The organism is Paenibacillus sp. GCM10027629 (assembly GCF_042676425.1).
In the GTDB taxonomy this organism is placed as follows: Bacteria; Bacillota; Bacilli; order Paenibacillales; family Paenibacillaceae; genus Paenibacillus_K; species Paenibacillus_K terrigena.
Genome location: NZ_JBHTGZ010000017.1, coordinates 17,621 through 32,574, shown reverse-complemented (window position 1 = coordinate 32,574; position 14,954 = coordinate 17,621). Strand labels below are relative to the sequence as shown.

At 48.4% G+C, this 14,954-nt stretch carries 13 protein-coding genes and 1 riboswitch; of the genes, 6 read left to right on the top strand and 7 right to left on the bottom strand.

Annotation, left to right across the window (positions count from 1 at the left end; all coding sequences use genetic code 11):
* Positions 1-58: 58 nt before the first annotated feature.
* Positions 59-197, bottom strand: a riboswitch (cyclic di-AMP (ydaO/yuaA leader).
* Positions 198-259: 62 nt separating this feature from the next.
* The 5 genes from ACFQZR_RS25820 to ACFQZR_RS25800 all read right to left on the bottom strand — a co-directional run bounded on the left by ACFQZR_RS25820 (position 260) and on the right by ACFQZR_RS25800 (position 7,289).
* A complete protein-coding gene (locus tag ACFQZR_RS25820) occupies positions 260-1,843 on the bottom strand; it encodes a response regulator transcription factor (protein ID WP_379351229.1) in 1,584 nt (527 codons plus the stop codon).
* Positions 1,844-1,845: 2 nt separating this feature from the next.
* Complete coding sequence (locus ACFQZR_RS25815) at positions 1,846-3,612, bottom strand: sensor histidine kinase (protein WP_379351228.1); 1,767 nt, start codon at positions 3,610-3,612, stop codon at positions 1,846-1,848.
* Positions 3,613-3,755: 143 nt separating this feature from the next.
* A complete protein-coding gene (locus ACFQZR_RS25810; protein WP_379351227.1) occupies positions 3,756-5,255 on the bottom strand; it encodes an ABC transporter substrate-binding protein in 1,500 nt (499 codons plus the stop codon).
* A 143-nt stretch (positions 5,256-5,398) separates the two neighbouring features.
* Positions 5,399-6,289, bottom strand: coding sequence for a carbohydrate ABC transporter permease (locus tag ACFQZR_RS25805; RefSeq protein WP_379351226.1), 891 nt, complete (start codon positions 6,287-6,289; stop codon positions 5,399-5,401).
* Positions 6,290-6,308: 19 nt separating this feature from the next.
* Entirely contained in the window at positions 6,309-7,289 is a 981-nt protein-coding gene (locus ACFQZR_RS25800; RefSeq protein ID WP_379351225.1) for an ABC transporter permease, read from the bottom strand.
* Positions 7,290-7,558: 269 nt separating this feature from the next.
* On the opposite strand from ACFQZR_RS25800, the gene ACFQZR_RS25795 reads away from it, so the two are divergent.
* The 6 genes from ACFQZR_RS25795 to ACFQZR_RS25770 all read left to right on the top strand — a co-directional run bounded on the left by ACFQZR_RS25795 (position 7,559) and on the right by ACFQZR_RS25770 (position 13,204).
* Positions 7,559-9,181, top strand: coding sequence for a DUF4091 domain-containing protein (locus tag ACFQZR_RS25795; RefSeq protein ID WP_379351224.1), 1,623 nt, complete (start codon positions 7,559-7,561; stop codon positions 9,179-9,181).
* Complete coding sequence (locus ACFQZR_RS25790; RefSeq protein ID WP_379351223.1) at positions 9,181-10,143, top strand: metallophosphoesterase family protein; 963 nt, start codon at positions 9,181-9,183, stop codon at positions 10,141-10,143. The genes ACFQZR_RS25795 and ACFQZR_RS25790 overlap by 1 nt, the downstream gene beginning before the upstream one ends.
* Positions 10,144-10,292: 149 nt before the next feature.
* Positions 10,293-10,925 carry a TetR/AcrR family transcriptional regulator gene (locus tag ACFQZR_RS25785; protein ID WP_379351222.1) on the top strand — a complete coding sequence of 211 codons (633 nt, stop codon included), beginning with the start codon at positions 10,293-10,295 and terminating at the stop codon, positions 10,923-10,925.
* Positions 10,918-11,772: an ABC transporter ATP-binding protein gene (locus ACFQZR_RS25780; RefSeq protein WP_018757350.1), complete on the top strand. Its 855-nt coding sequence runs from the start codon at positions 10,918-10,920 to the stop codon at positions 11,770-11,772. Before ACFQZR_RS25785 ends, ACFQZR_RS25780 begins: the two co-directional genes overlap by 8 nt.
* Entirely contained in the window at positions 11,769-12,482 is a 714-nt protein-coding gene (locus tag ACFQZR_RS25775) for an ABC transporter permease (RefSeq protein ID WP_379351221.1), read from the top strand. The genes ACFQZR_RS25780 and ACFQZR_RS25775 overlap by 4 nt, the downstream gene beginning before the upstream one ends.
* A complete protein-coding gene (locus ACFQZR_RS25770) occupies positions 12,479-13,204 on the top strand; it encodes a hypothetical protein (RefSeq protein WP_379351220.1) in 726 nt (241 codons plus the stop codon). The genes ACFQZR_RS25775 and ACFQZR_RS25770 overlap by 4 nt, the downstream gene beginning before the upstream one ends.
* Before the next feature lie 50 nt (positions 13,205-13,254).
* Here the strand turns inward: ACFQZR_RS25770 and ACFQZR_RS25765 are convergent, their stop codons facing one another.
* On the bottom strand, positions 13,255-13,536 hold the full coding sequence (locus tag ACFQZR_RS25765; protein WP_018757347.1) for a hypothetical protein: 282 nt from the start codon (positions 13,534-13,536) through the stop codon (positions 13,255-13,257).
* A gap of 18 nt (positions 13,537-13,554) precedes the next feature.
* Positions 13,555-14,835: an ArsB/NhaD family transporter gene (locus ACFQZR_RS25760; RefSeq protein ID WP_379351219.1), complete on the bottom strand. Its 1,281-nt coding sequence runs from the start codon at positions 14,833-14,835 to the stop codon at positions 13,555-13,557.
* Positions 14,836-14,954 lie beyond the last annotated feature (119 nt).

Below are 14,954 nucleotides of genomic sequence, written 5' to 3'. Positions count from 1 at the left end.
TCGATTAGACGCAAAAAGACCCGGTTCAACGGGTCAGGGGTGCGGAAAAAGTGTCTATGATTGACCCATCCACTGCTGACGAGGTTAGCTGTCGGGCTCGGGAAAGATGGTTCCCTACAATACATCCTTGATTCGCCCCTAAAAATTGGTTCCCCCGCTTTCCGATCTCATATCCGGAAATTAAGCGTATTTCCATTTTACAACAATTTATCTTAGACAGTCAAATATTAAATTATCGTATATTTCAAGAAGTCACATTTCAACCTAATTGGCGCCGGAAATGCTGCGGTGTCGCATGGTAGACCTTCTTGAACATTTTCGCAAAATAGGAGAAATTGCTGTATCCCAGCGATTTGGCAATATCCGAAATCGGCATCGACGATGTAGCGATTAATTCCTTTGCTACCTTCATCCTTTCATTCAAAATGTAATCCGTGATCGATTCGCCCACTTCACGCTTGAATAGCCTGGACAAATACGCAGGATTCAGATGCACATACTCCGCGAGCTGTTCTCTTGTAATCACTTCGCTCAGATGATCGGCGATGTAACGTTGAACTTGTTCAATCACTGAATCGTTCTGATGCAAGGAATGGGACACCAGCCCGATGAGCTTCAATGCCCAAGCATGCATCTGATCCAGTGTTCGAGGTGCGGCCCCGTTCAATTGCCCCTGCCCCTCATGCAGCAGTTCATGCGCAGACACCCCATTCTTGTGCAGGATGTAATGAATCATCTGAAGAAATCCATGATTGAATGCCTGCAGTGCGCTCGCAGATAGTCTTGCGTCCGACCGGAACGCTGCAATACACCGCGCCAGCTCCTTCTCGATCTCTTCCCGCTTCCCCTGCTCGATCAGAATCGTCCAAGCAGTGAAGAGCGGCAGCTTCATCATGCCGGTCTTCTCCCGGTTGCGCAAGAAGTACACTTGATTGGATTTGTGCAAGTTGTTGTATTCCAGCTCGAGCAATTCATGATACATCTCGCTCACGTTAAATAACGAAGTGACTTCCCCAATATAGCAAGAGATCTGACAATTGAAGTACTGCTGACAAGACTGAATATACTCCTGGCACGCCTCGGACAGCCCTGCACTTCCGCTATGCCCCTCGTCCAAATAACGAATCACGACATTCACGCCCTGACGTGTCTGAATGACAACCCCATTCGCCTCATGCAGCAGCAGCTCGGACGCCCCCTTCCGAATGGCATACTCCATCATTTCTTCATCTCTTGTACTGAACTCCCGTTGCCATGCTTCAACACTAATAAGAAGAGGTAAAATCTTAATATCCGGCTTGAACGTCAGATCATGCTCCTCGAGCAAACTCTGCACATTGGTCGGTGTACAGGTAATGCGATTCGAGAGTACGTCATTCCAGAATTTATCGGCAATGAGCGGCTTCTTCTTCGTCCAGAGATCATAATAGGGCTTGTATTGTTCGCGCAGCTGCAGCAATTCCTTCTCCTGCTCAATCGATTGCAGCATCTTGGCCAAGGTCGACTGCAGCACTTCATATTCCACAGGCTTGAGCAAATAATCGAAGCTATCGAGCTGGACCGCTCGCTTCACGAAGCTGAAATCGGCATGTGCTGTCAAGAACACCGTCTCGGTCGCAGGCGAGTGTGCATTCACCCATTCAAGCAGCTCAATACCCGTCCCCTTCGGCATCTCGATATCACAGATGAGAATATCGATCGGTGTACGTTCGAATACCTTCATCGCTTCCCGCATGTTATAGGCTTCATGGACTTCCGATACTTGCAGCTCCTCCCAATTCACACCGCTCTTAATCCCCAGCACAGCATAAATCTCATCATCCACGATCAGCGCTCTATACATCGTTACCCCTCCCAAGGTCCACTATCATAAGAACTGAACTGCGTAAGCGTGCGATAAGGAAGTACAAGCCTCACTTTCGCGCCGGCACCCGGCTCATTCGCGAATTCAAGCACTGCCGCTTGCCCGAAAATATGTTTCAATCGATGATGCACATTCCAGATGCCGAGATGCTCATCCTGCGGCTGCGTGAAGTAACTTCCATTCTGCAGCGATTCAAGCGCCTCTTCAGGAAACCCGCTTCCATTATCCACAATGACGATTTCATATAAATCTGGCTCTGCTAAGCGAGCTATACGAATCTCCATGTGAAACGGACGATCCATAAAATCAAACCCATATTTGATCGAATTCTCAATGAAAGGTTGGATTAGCAGAGGCGGAATACAGGCTCTATCCAGTCCTTCCGCAATATGGTACGAATACGTAACCCGCTCAGGGAAACGCAGCTGCTGAATCCGGATATAGCTCTCCATATGCTCCATTTCCTCCGCAATCGTCACAACGACTTGATTCGTCTTTGTCGCGAATCGGAAATATTTCACCAGATTCACGCACATGACCTGAATCAGCTTGTAATTCTTAATCTCAACCAAGTTGTAGATGATGTTGATCGAGTTTAGCAGAAAATGCGGATTGATCTGGAGCTGTAGATGCTTCAATTCTGCCTTATGCGCCTTAATTTGCTCCTCGTAGACGTTAATCTTCAACGCCTGAATTTCAGAAGCCATATCGTTATAAGCATCATTAATAATCGTGAACTCTCTCGTCTTCGGATTGTGCAGGCGGAAGGACCACTCGCCTTGCTTGATCTTACGCATCCCGCGGATGAGGTTGTTCATCGGTTTCAGCATAATGTCATTGAGATAGATCAAATAAATAATCAATAAGAAGCCAGCCAGAATCGGGATAATAAAAATAAAGCTGCGGAACTTCGTTAATTTCTGCAATAGTTTCTCTTCCGGAATAAAGGCGCTTAACATCATATCCGTATCCTTGATTGGATTGCTGACGACGATATAATCCTCTTGCTGCAGTCGGAACCGTTGATAGGTGTCATTCATCCCAGCAAGGAGCGAGGCATCTAGCTTGGCTTGTTGAGTGCCCTCTTTGTTCGTCATAATGTCGCCTTGTTCTGTCAGGAATGCCGAGAACCCCTCTTGTCCGAGGCCAATGAAGTCTAGCGGAATCATCAGGTTTCGTAATCGTACACAGGCTCCTAGATAGACACCCGACCCCGTATCCACAATACGGACCAATGCATATTCGTGAAGAACCGGGATGACTTTCCATTCACGAAAATATGGACTGTCTGGCTTCGCATCCTGCAGCAGGCTGCCTAACGTCGATTGCAGCGCTTCCATTTCCTCATAGCTGGTCGCCTTCATCGCCGTGTTGAAGAAATCTTTGTTCTGAATCGTATAGATAAATTCAAAATCAACGCCACTATTGAACCGATGGTCACGGTTCAAGATATTCAGAACACGTCCTTTATTGAGGAAATATTCATCCGGGTCATGAATCGACCGAGGCAGCGCGATAATATTCGGATCTTCAATCGCAAGGTTATAGAGCAAATTCACCTCACGGTTAAGTAGCGTCTGAATCTGATTCGAATAGAGAATAATCATATTCTTATTCGATTCAGCGACCTGCTCTCTCACCGTGTTGGATGCATAGAAATTGTTATAGAGCAGCAGCACCATCAGCGGAATCGCGAGGGTCATAAATCCGATAATTAGCTTAAATCGAAGAGAATGGCGTATACTCATAGATTTCCTCCCGCTTCGGTCATGGATCTTCATCATTAGACACGCAATCGATACTAATGTGATGATAGCACATAAGGAATCCCTCTCGGTTCACTTTTGCAAGCGCCCCGTGAAGGATTCCCTGTTGTATTGTTAATTCATGCCTATTTTTGCGCGGCAGCCCACTCCTGCAGCTGCTTGTCGACCTCTGCCTTCACTTTGGCGAATCCAGCCGCATCGCGTTTCTCTTTCCATTTCGCAATCGTCTTCTCGGCATCTACCGCACCTGTTCCGAGCGATGCCTCGAACTCTTTATTGACGTTCTCGATCGCAGCCATTTCAGCTTTAACCGGTTCTTGATTGAACGCAAAGCCTAGAATAATGGACCGCTCCGCGCTGTCATTGAGCTTCTGGAATTGCTCCCATTTCTGCGGATCTTCATTTGCCCATAGGTACGAGTTGAATTGGTTCCCGAACATCCAGCCGCCAGGGCTTGGGTAAGCTTGTGTATCAGCATTAACGCCCTCTGGAAAGTCAATTATATTCTCCGACTTCTTCACGTAGTGCTTGCCTTCAACGCCCCAATCGAGCATATTCAGGAGCTTCTTATCTGTATAGAGCAAGTTCAAGAACATCATCGCTCTTGCTGGATCTTCTGAAGTACGGGAAATGCCGAGCATCGCGCCTTGTGCATCCCCTGTTGTTGTGAACGGATCGGCTGTCTCCATTTGGACAACTTCAGTCCCCGACGTGAGGCTCATCTCTTTATCTTTGCCAGGCTTGAGGGATGATGCAACGGCGAATCCTTTACCAGCTTTAATCATATTCATCGCTTGATCCGTGTCGGATGTCAGAATATCTTTGTCGAACCATCCATTCTTATACCAGACATTCATCCGTTTGTAGAAATCGATATATTTGGGATCTTCCAGCTTATCGATCGCTTTGATCTCTTTGCTGCCGCGTGCCACAGCGATGTGCGCAATAATATTGTCGTAGTTAGCCGCTTCCCAGACATTCGTGAATTTACGGCTAATGATCGGTGTTACGCCTGGCTCATTCGCTTTGATTGTGCCGAGCATTTTCTCTACATCTTCAATCGATTTAACCCCGTTAATATCGAATTTATATTTATCGACCAGCTTCTTGCTGAGCAAGAGTCCGAAGCCTTGTCCGAATTCTTTCTTGGTCGGCAATGCGTACAATTTACCGCCGATGCGCGAGCCTTTGATGAAATCCGGGCCAAGCACGTCCGGAATATCTTTACCGTATTGATTCATCAGGTCATCCAGTTCAAGATACTGACCTTTCGCAGCATCCCGAGGATAGTAGTACCAGCTCGCTGTGAACATCAGGTCGAACGGTTCATTGGAGATTTTCATCAAATTCGTCTTATCGTCCCATGAACCCCACTCAATCGGCTTCAGTTCAATCGTTGCATTGATTTTCTCCGTCAAATATTTGCTCATCTCTTCTTGTACAACCGCTAGATCCTTCTGCGCTGTGCCTGGGTAGACGAGCGTAATTTTATATGGTTTTAACTTCCCGTCTTCCGCCTTGCCCCCTGCTGCTGCTTGCTCATCCGTCCCCTTCGCACCGCAGCCTGCGAGTGCAATCATACTGACTAACATCGTTAACATCGCGATTTTACAAGATTTCTTCATAGCTTATGAATCCCCTCTCATCTGATCATTTCTATAGCAAGTCTCGAAATCGATTCGCATTTCCTATTGCTGCAAAATTGTCCATAGCGCGCTATCTTGCTGCGCACCATCCCCTCCTTTCAGCGCACTCGTTGTGAACTGTCTTACCCTTTGACAGCACCACTCGTAATGCCGCTGATGTAATATTTCTGGAAGAACGGGTATGCAAATAGTAAGGGCGCGATCCCAACGATGGCAAGTGCCATTCGAACCGTCTCTCGCGGCATCTTAGCGAGCAAATCTCCGGCCTGTGCCGAACTGCTTGATTTCATAATCAGATATTGAATATTGGTGAGTGTCTTCGTCATGAGATATTGGATGTTGTAGAGCTCCGGCTTATCGATGAAGAGCATGCAATTATACCAATCATTCCAATACGACAGTGTATTGAATAGACCAATCGTCGCCATGATTGGGAGCGATAGCGGTACGACAATTTTGAAGAAAATCATAATCTCACTGGCCCCATCAATCGTTGCCGACTCTACCACCGATTCCGGGATCGAATTCGCGAAGAAGCTTCGCATGAGCAGCACATTAAATGCGCTTAACAAGAGGTTCGGAATAATCATCGAGAGCAATGTATTCTTCATATCGAACATATTCACGTAAGTCATGTACCAAGGTACCATACCACCGCTAAATAACATCGTGAAGAAAATGTAAAAGGACAATGTTCGTCTAAAGGGCAGGCCCGCTCTGGACAGCGGGTAAGCGAATAGCGCTGTAATCAGCAAGCTTACGGCCGTTCCAATCACCGTCGTGATCATCGTGACCCCATACGCCTTCGCGATCTCAGAGAAATCGTTGAATAAGAACGTATAGGCGGCAAAGCTGATTTTACTCGGAAATAAGGAATAGCCATTCATGGCAATCGAATCTTCATCTGTAATGGAGACCATAAAGATCAAGGCAAAAGGAATCAACGATACGATCGTAAAGAGCCAGAAGAACAGATGAATCATCGAGGTGCTAAATATATTTTTCTGCTGCAAGATAGATCCGTCCCTTCTCCTAGAATAGTGCATCCTGTTTATTCACACGTCGAACGGCTGCATTCGCAACTAAGATTAAGACAAAGCACGCTGCCGATTGATAGAATCCTGCCGCCGCTGACATCCCGATATCGCCCGAGCCAATCATCGCCCGATACACGAACGTATCGATCGTATTCGTCGTTGGAATGAGCGCACCGGTATTCATCGGCACTTGATAGAAAAGTCCGAAATCGGAGCGGAGAATGCCGCTGACCGAGAGCAATGTCATCGTCGTGATGATCGGCGCAATGAGCGGCAGCGTAATGCGAGTCATCTGCTTCCATTTGCTCGCCCCGTCAATCGTAGCCGCTTCGTAGAATTCCTTGTCGATCCCGATGATCGATGCGAAATAGATAATCGATAGGTAGCCCACATTTTTCCACGCATTCACGATAATGAGGATATACGGCCAGTAGCCTGCCTCGCTGTACCAAGAGATTGGATCGACGTGGAACCATTTAACCAGAAGTCTGTTCACGAGGCCGCTCTCTGCGTTTAAGAAGCTGTACACCAAATACGCAACCACAACCATCGAGATAATATGCGGCAGTAGAAATGTACTTTGATAGAAGCGAGAGATGACTTTATCTTTAATCTCGTTAATCGTCAATGCCACGAATAATGCAAGAACTAGATTTAAGATGATAAAGGCAAAGTTATACAGGAATGTATTCCTCGTAATGACATAGGCCGTGTCCGAGTTGAATAGGAATTTGAAGTTATCGAGTCCCACCCAATCGCTTCCCCAGATGCCCTTCGCATAGTTCAAGTTCTTGAACGCGAGAATGACGCCATACATCGGAATATAGTTATTGATGAATAAATACACAACCCCTGGGAGCGTCATTAGCAGCAGCCATTTGTATTTTTTCAGGCTTCTGATGAAATGACCTTGCTTCTTAGCCACCGCTTGGTGTGCTGACTTGTTCAGTAACGGAGCCGTCTCTGCAGCTTTCATGACCTCACCCTTTCGCTCATCTCAATCGTTTACTCCGTCATTGTAATCCTCCGATAGACCTGCTCACCACTAGAATGGTGACTTCCTTTTGCAACAATAGTGACATGTTGTAACGGCCATCGATTGTTGTATTGACAGCGGTTACTCGACTCATTATGCTATAGGCGAAATAGATTTAATCCATATTAAGGAAATTCAAAAACACTGACAGAAGAAGCGAAGCGCCACGAATCTATATTCATCAAAACAATAAAAGGAGGCCAATTGCCATGTTAATCTATCAAGTCGTTAGTACGAACGAATGGCTATTCTCGGATAGTGCAGTATCCAGCGATGGAGCCCGCAGCATTTCTCTGATAGCTGCACGCGGGAGCCGTGCCAGCTGCCAGATTCTCATCAATCATGTACCTGCGGAGACAGAGATTCGTTGGAGCTATAGACCGTCGTCTCAGGCTGGACTCGATGTGGAACTCTACCAAATGATCGATGTCCTCGTGAACGAGAATACAGGACCGGATGTCTCAACGGTACCGGTGGGCACCCTTGCGGATTACGCAACTCGCCTCGCCCCTTTCCGCGTCTATGATGCGCTGCAGCCTGTTGGTCCTGCGTTCTCGTCACGGTCAACTACGGAAGCGCTGTATGTCAGTTGGGACATTCCTCTATCGCTAACAGCAGCGGACTATTCTGGGGTTTTCGAATTGTGGATTGGCGATGAAGTACTCACGATTCCCGTGACGCTTCAGGTTGTTCATGCGAGCGTTCCAGAGCAGGCTACACTCTCGACGACGAATTGGATGTCGATCCATAATATCGCGAAGAAGCATCAGCTCGAATTATGGTCAGAACCCTTCTGGGCGATGGTTCGCAAATACGGAGAAGCGATGCGCAGAGCCAAGCAAACCCACTTCCTCGTAGGCATCGAATTCATTCAAATTCAAGCGGCACATGGACAGTATACCTTCGATTTCTCGCGTGCTGAGCGGTTGATCCACCTGTTCCTCGAGCTTGGATTTACAGGCATCGAGGGCGGACATGTCGCCGGACGGACAGATTGGAATGCGCCGAATTTCGTCTTGTCCTATGACAACAAGATCGACGCGACGGGAACCGAAGGATTCACCTTCCTCGCGCAGTTCTTGACGGCATGGCATCAATTCCTAAGCGAGCATGGCTGGTTGGGTCTGACCATTCAGCATATCGCGGATGAGCCGATCGAAGAATCCGCTGCGGATTTCCGGATATTGTCTGGCATCGTACGCAAGTTCATGCCAGGGGTCCCGCTGATTGAAGCGATGATCTATCCGGCGATCGAAGGCTCCATGGATATTTGGGTGCCGACGAATGAGGGCTTTGATAAGCACCGCGAACATTTCGAACGCGTTCAGAAGCTAGGCGATACCGTCTGGTTCTACACCTGCTGGAATCCAGGCGGCAAATATTTGAACCGCTTCATGGACCTGCATCTCTTGAAGACTCGCTATCTGCACTGGGGGAATTACAAGTATGGCCTAACAGGCTATCTCCATTGGGGCTTCAATCAATATTTGGGTGACCAAGACCCGTATGAATTGACTTGTCCATTCCTCGCGCCGAGCGTCCATTCGCGCCGCGTCCCTGCAGGGGATACCCATATTGTCTATCCGGGTGCAGACGGACCACTGCTCAGTATGCGACTGGAAGCGATGCGATCGGGTGTTGAAGATTATGAGCTGCTCCAGCAGCTTGCGGCATATAACCGCGAGGCGGCCGATGAAATCTTGAACACCTGCATGACCAGCTTTACGGAAGTGAATACCGATTTGTTCGTGTTCGATGAGGCCTATCGGATGCTCCTCGAGACACTGTCCTCCTATATTCAGCAGGATTCCAATGTGGAGGAGCGAGTGTAATGCGCAAACAACTCAAGTTCCGCGAGGACGGGACTTTCAAAATTGTACAATTCACAGATACCGAGTTCTGCAATGGCGGAGACGATGAGCTTAAGATGGAAGCCATGATGCGACGGGTATTGGAAGATGAGGAGCCTGATCTGGTCGTCTATACCGGCGATGTCATTGCAAGCGGTGGATGTGCGGATGTCGCTCAAGCTTTTCGCAATGCTGCAGCCATTCCTGAGGAGATGGAGATTCCGTGGGCAGCCGTGTTCGGCAACCATGATTCCGAAGCCGCGAATGTGACGCGCGAGCAGCTCCATGCGCTGCAATTGACACATAAATATTGTTACGCCAAGCCAGATCCGCCGAATGTGCACGGCGTAGGCAATTATGTCCTGACGATTCACGATGATACCCAGCAGCCTGCTGCAGCGCTGTATTTTCTCGATTCCGGCAGTTATTCGCCACTCGAGTATTCGCGCCTTGGCTTCTACGATTGGATTCGCCGCAGTCAGATCGACTGGTACACGAATGAATCGTATCGCTTAACGGCGCAGAATGGCGGCGAACCGCTGCCTTCACTCGGCTTCTTCCACATCCCGCTTCCGGAGTACAACGATGTGTGGGACTTCTCGGTATGTTACGGCCAGAAGCTGGAAAAAGACATCTGTGCGCCATGGATCAATACGGGCTTCTTCGCCGCGATGATCGAGATGGGTGATATCATGGGCACATTCGTTGGTCATGACCATGGTAATGATTTCTGGGGGACGCTACACGGCATAAGGCTTTGCTATGGTCGTACTTCACGCTACGCCGATATAAACCAGCCGTTCCTAACCGGTGCGCGCGTGATTCAATTGACTGCTGGAGAGCGTGATTTCGATACATGGCTGCATTTGGAGGAAGGCACGATTGTACGCAAACAGCCTGCGCATCAACCAGAAGGACGCCAGGTACAAATCGGAACGAAATAACAAAAGAGAGACCGAAGAACCCCACGTGATCGTGAAGTTCTTTGGTCTTTTTGGTGCGCTTGACAATTTCATCCAATCGTCCTATAATCTTATTGTGAATATAAAATAAAATTATTCACAGAATCATGATTTGAGGTGAAATTCCATCTATGCCTAAAAAATTCAATGATCAAGAGAAAGAACTCATCCAACAGAAGCTGCTCAAGGCAGGGCAAACTAGCTTCCAAACCTTAGGTCTCAAAAAAACAAGTGTTGAAGATTTAACGAAGGCATCCGGGATTGCTCAGGGATCTTTTTATCTATTCTATAAATCCAAAGAAGAGCTCTGCTATGAAATTCTACTGATGGAAGAAGCCTCGATTCGAGAACAGCTGCTTCAATCGATCGCTTCGAATCCTGCGGTAACCAAAGAGAGTATTCGCGAATTTATGTTAGATGGATTTCGCCTGATGAGTGAGAACCCGCTTATTCGCCAAATGTATCTTGAAGGAGAATTCGAATACCTCCTCCGCAAGCTGCCGCATGAACTGCTCGAGCAGAACTATCGCGATGATCAAGATGCGATGATGCCCGTCGTTCAGAAATGGCAGGATAGCGGCATTCTAACAGATGTCGAGCCTGAACTCATCGTCAGCATGTTCCGGGCGATTGTTCTCTTATCCCTGCATAAGAAGGAAATCGGCGAGCACAGCTATACCCCCACCATTGAGCTTCTCGTGGACGTATTGGCGGAGGGCATGGTTGCGAGATGTGCAAGAAAGGACGGATCACAAGATGATTGACGTCGAACAATTGGAATACAGCTATCCGGGGACCAGTAAAAAGACGCTGCAAGGGATCGATTTTTCGATTGCCCGTGGTGAAGTTTTCGGATTCCTCGGGCCTTCCGGGGCAGGCAAGAGCACAACCCAGAAAATATTAATCGGCGCGCTGCGCAACTACACAGGGAGCGTGCGAATCCAAGGGCAGGAAATACGTCATCTAGGTTCCGATTATTATGAGCGGATCGGCGTCGCTTTCGAATTCCCGAATTTCTACAGTAAATTTACAGCACTTGAGAATCTGAAGCTGTTCCAATCGTTGTACCGAGCATCCAAAGACGATCCGATGGATTTACTGGGTAAAGTTGGACTCGATCAGGCTGCCCATATGAAGGTGTCCCAATTCTCGAAAGGCATGAAAATGCGGCTGAACTTCTGCCGTTCCATTCTCCATCATCCCGATATCCTATTCCTTGATGAACCGACTTCGGGGCTCGATCCGCTCAATGCCAAGATCATGAAAGACCTGATCCTAGAGCAGAAGGCTGCTGGGACTACGGTGCTGATCACGACGCATAACATGCATGCGGCCGAAGAACTGTGCGATCGGGTCGCCTTTATCGTGGATGGACAAATTCCGCTCATTGATTCGCCGCGAGCTTTGAAGCTTCATCATGGGCAGCAGCGGGTTCGGCTCGAATACACGTCTTCAGAAGAGAAACATATCGAGGAATTCCCGACCCATAATCTAGGGAATAATGAACGATTCCTACAGTTGATTCGACAGCATCCCATTGAGACGCTGCATTCCCTGGAAGCAACACTTGATCAGATCTTCATTGATGTGACTGGGAGAACATTGGTATGAGATGGGGCAACGCACTTGCACATGATATTCGGTTCCAATGGCGGCACGGGTTCTATGGGGTATACATTCTCGTCTGTCTTCTTTACCTACTGCTGCTGCATTTCGTTCCTGCAGATAACCAAGCATCCATCGTGGTTCTGCTCACCTTCTCGGATCCAAGCGCAATCGGCTTGATTCTAGCTGGGGGCATCATTTTACTGGAAAAGGATCAAGGCATACACCACCATCTCTTCGCCACCCCACTGCGGCTGCAGGAATATTTGATTGCCAAAGCCCTGTCCATCTCGATCTTATCGGCCAGCGCCGCATGGGCGATTCATGGCTTCTCGATCGGTGTACCCGCGTCACCAATCCTATTCACGCTAAGTATTCTGCTCTCATCCAGCTTCTTCACCTTCTTATCCATCGGCGTCGTCTCGCGTGCTCGATCCATTAATGGGTTTATCCTGCTCTCGCAAGTCTATGTCCTGCCATTTGCATTGCCGCTGCTCTATTTCTTCGGCATCGGCCGAGAGATCTTGTACTTGATCTTCCCGACGCACGGATCGCTTCTTCTGCTTCAATCGGCGCTCAGGCCGCTATCATGGCGGGAGATCGTCTATGCCCTAGCCATTCTGATCGTATGGAATGGGATCGCCTTCCTCTGGGCGCAGCGATCCTTCGAACGCCGGATTTTGCTAAGAATAGGCGAAAGGAGGGATAGACGATGAGGAACTATTATCCGCTGCTCGTTCAGGATACCCGGCAGACGTTCAAGGACCCGATGCTGATGGCCAGTCTATTCGGCCCCCTTGCCGTCATCTTATTCGCTCGATTTGGCTATCTCCCGTTATCAGAGTGGATTGAGCTGCACTATGGCTTTCGCTTAGCAGACTATACCGAGTTCATTGCGTCATTCCTGGTCGTCACGATTCCGCTCTTGCCCGGTACGATGACAGGGCTGCTCATGCTCGATGAACGCGATGAGAACATGATCAGTTACTATGCCGTAACGCCGCTTGCCCGCCAAGGCTACTTCATCTATCGCTTATTCCTGCCCAGCCTATTAGCATTTGCGTTGACGGCATCCTTCTATCTATTCTCCGGGCTCGCAGACAAGGGACTAGGCAGTGTATTCGCTCTGATTCTGCTTACCCTTGAGGCGCCATGCCTTACGTTATTCCTCGCCGCCTTTGCTGCGAATAAAGTGGAAGGGCTGGCACTCTCCAAGCTGTGCGGGCTGTTATTCGCCGGACCTGTCGTGGTCTCGTTCGTTCCACTCCCGTGGCAGTACGCTGCCGCGTGGCTACCGACATTCTGGCCAGCCAAAGCGCTGCTCACAGACCTCGCAGGCGAACCCGTTCGATCCACGATCATCTTCGTCATTGGGCTGTTGCTGCATCTGATCCTCCTGCAAGGCTTAGTTCGCGTCTTCCTGCGACGAATCGATTAAGCTGCATACAGAAAACGACCGCTCCCTTGATCCAAGGAGCGGTCGTCTGCTTATTCGTCCCATTGTACACGCTGCAATAATCGATATCTCATCAGAGCCAGTATAAACTCCTCGTAGAAGTCCTGCCGCACAATGAATTGGTACTCGTGATTTTTGTACACATAAGAATACACATCACTCAATATCTCATTCTGCTCGAATCGTTGTTGAACCCGTCTGATCGCCGCATCAATCGCATCGCCGCCTAAGGCCCGAATGCGGAATTCCATATCCTGTTCATTTGCACTCTCACGAATCTCAATGATGCTCGAATCGTACGTATAGGTTAACATATCGAATCCGTCCTTTCGCTACATTAAATATCTGACGTATAAGTAAATACTCGATAGCACAATCGATAAAATCATCAGCGGGAAGCCGATCTTCATATATTTCATGAATGAAATCGGATAACCTTCTTTGCCTGCAAGCCCTGCCACGATTAGATTGGCGCTAGCACCGACCAATGTACCATTCCCGCCGAGGCAAGCTCCGAGCGCTAGACTCCACCATAACGGCTCCAGATTCGTAATCCCCATTGTCCCCATATCTTGAATCATCGGAATCATCGTGGCGACGAATGGGATATTATCGAGGAAGGCCGATGCGATGGCGCTTAACCATAAGATGAGCATTGATGTCATCAACGGGTCTCCTCCGGTCAGTTCAATCGCTTGCTCCGCTAACTTCGCAATCACCCCTGTCTCGACAAGGCCAGATACAAGCACGAACAATCCGATGAAGAAGAACAGTGTCGTCCATTCCACATGCTGCAAGGCTTCTTCGAGCATATGCTCACCCGTGATCAAGAGGAGCAAGAACGCCCCGGCCAAGGCAACCGTCGCGGATTCCAGATGAACCAGCTGATGCAGGAAGAACCCAATAATCGTCAACCCAAGAACCGTCAGACATTTATAGAGCAGCTTCCGGTCCGTAATCATGGTTCGTTCATCCATCTCCATAATGCGCTGCTGAAGTTCAGGCGTTGATTGAATCTTCTTCCCGAACATCCATAGAAAGATGGGCAGATAAGCAACTAAAATGATGATGGCAATCGGTGCTAAGTTGCTGATAAACGAGACGAACGTTAACTCCTTCACCGCACTCCCGATCATGATATTCGGTGGATCCCCGATGAGCGTAGCCGTCCCCCCTACGTTCGACGCAATAATCTGCGTGATGAGGAATGGAAGCGGATTGATCCGGAGTTGTCTTGTAATGCTAAGCGTCACAGGAACCATGAGCAATACGGTTGTGACGTTATCAAGGAAAGCGGAACTCACCGCCGTAATCACGGCGAGCGCGATCATAATTCGTTTCGGTTTCCCTTTGGAGACTTTGGCCGCCTTGAGTGCAATATACTTGAACAGCCCTGTCTTCGACGTAATACCGACGATAATCATCATACCCACCAATAACCCCAATGTGTTGAAATCAATATGATGGATCGCCGTATCCTGGTCCACAATCCCGAGCGTGATCATGAGGATGGCCCCAATCATCGCCAAGATCGTACGATGAATTTTCTCGGAAATAATAAGTGCATAAATCACTAGGAAAATACCGATAGCCCAAATTGCTTGTTGCTCCATGTCTTTCTTTTCCCCCTATCCATCATTATGGTTTACATAATTTACCATTTTATGCACACAAAAAGAGCCTGTTGGTGACAGGCTCCTCCGAACATCCCTATGTGCAATTTAAGTCTTTA

Excerpts from the sequence above, each read along its gene's own strand:
- ACFQZR_RS25820 (WP_379351229.1), bottom strand. The coding sequence starts at position 1,843 with ATGTATAGAGCGCTGATCGTGGATGATGAGATTTATGCTGTGCTGGGG.
- ACFQZR_RS25815 (WP_379351228.1), bottom strand. The coding sequence starts at position 3,612 with ATGAGTATACGCCATTCTCTTCGATTTAAGCTAATTATCGGATTTATG.
- ACFQZR_RS25810 (WP_379351227.1), bottom strand. The coding sequence starts at position 5,255 with ATGAAGAAATCTTGTAAAATCGCGATGTTAACGATGTTAGTCAGTATG.
- ACFQZR_RS25800 (WP_379351225.1), bottom strand. The coding sequence starts at position 7,289 with ATGAAAGCTGCAGAGACGGCTCCGTTACTGAACAAGTCAGCACACCAA.
- ACFQZR_RS25795 (WP_379351224.1), top strand. The coding sequence starts at position 7,559 with ATGTTAATCTATCAAGTCGTTAGTACGAACGAATGGCTATTCTCGGAT.
- ACFQZR_RS25790 (WP_379351223.1), top strand. The coding sequence starts at position 9,181 with ATGCGCAAACAACTCAAGTTCCGCGAGGACGGGACTTTCAAAATTGTA.
- ACFQZR_RS25785 (WP_379351222.1), top strand. The coding sequence starts at position 10,293 with ATGCCTAAAAAATTCAATGATCAAGAGAAAGAACTCATCCAACAGAAG.
- ACFQZR_RS25780 (WP_018757350.1), top strand. The coding sequence starts at position 10,918 with ATGATTGACGTCGAACAATTGGAATACAGCTATCCGGGGACCAGTAAA.
- ACFQZR_RS25775 (WP_379351221.1), top strand. The coding sequence starts at position 11,769 with ATGAGATGGGGCAACGCACTTGCACATGATATTCGGTTCCAATGGCGG.
- ACFQZR_RS25770 (WP_379351220.1), top strand. The coding sequence starts at position 12,479 with ATGAGGAACTATTATCCGCTGCTCGTTCAGGATACCCGGCAGACGTTC.
- ACFQZR_RS25765 (WP_018757347.1), bottom strand. The coding sequence starts at position 13,536 with ATGTTAACCTATACGTACGATTCGAGCATCATTGAGATTCGTGAGAGT.
- ACFQZR_RS25760 (WP_379351219.1), bottom strand. The coding sequence starts at position 14,835 with ATGGAGCAACAAGCAATTTGGGCTATCGGTATTTTCCTAGTGATTTAT.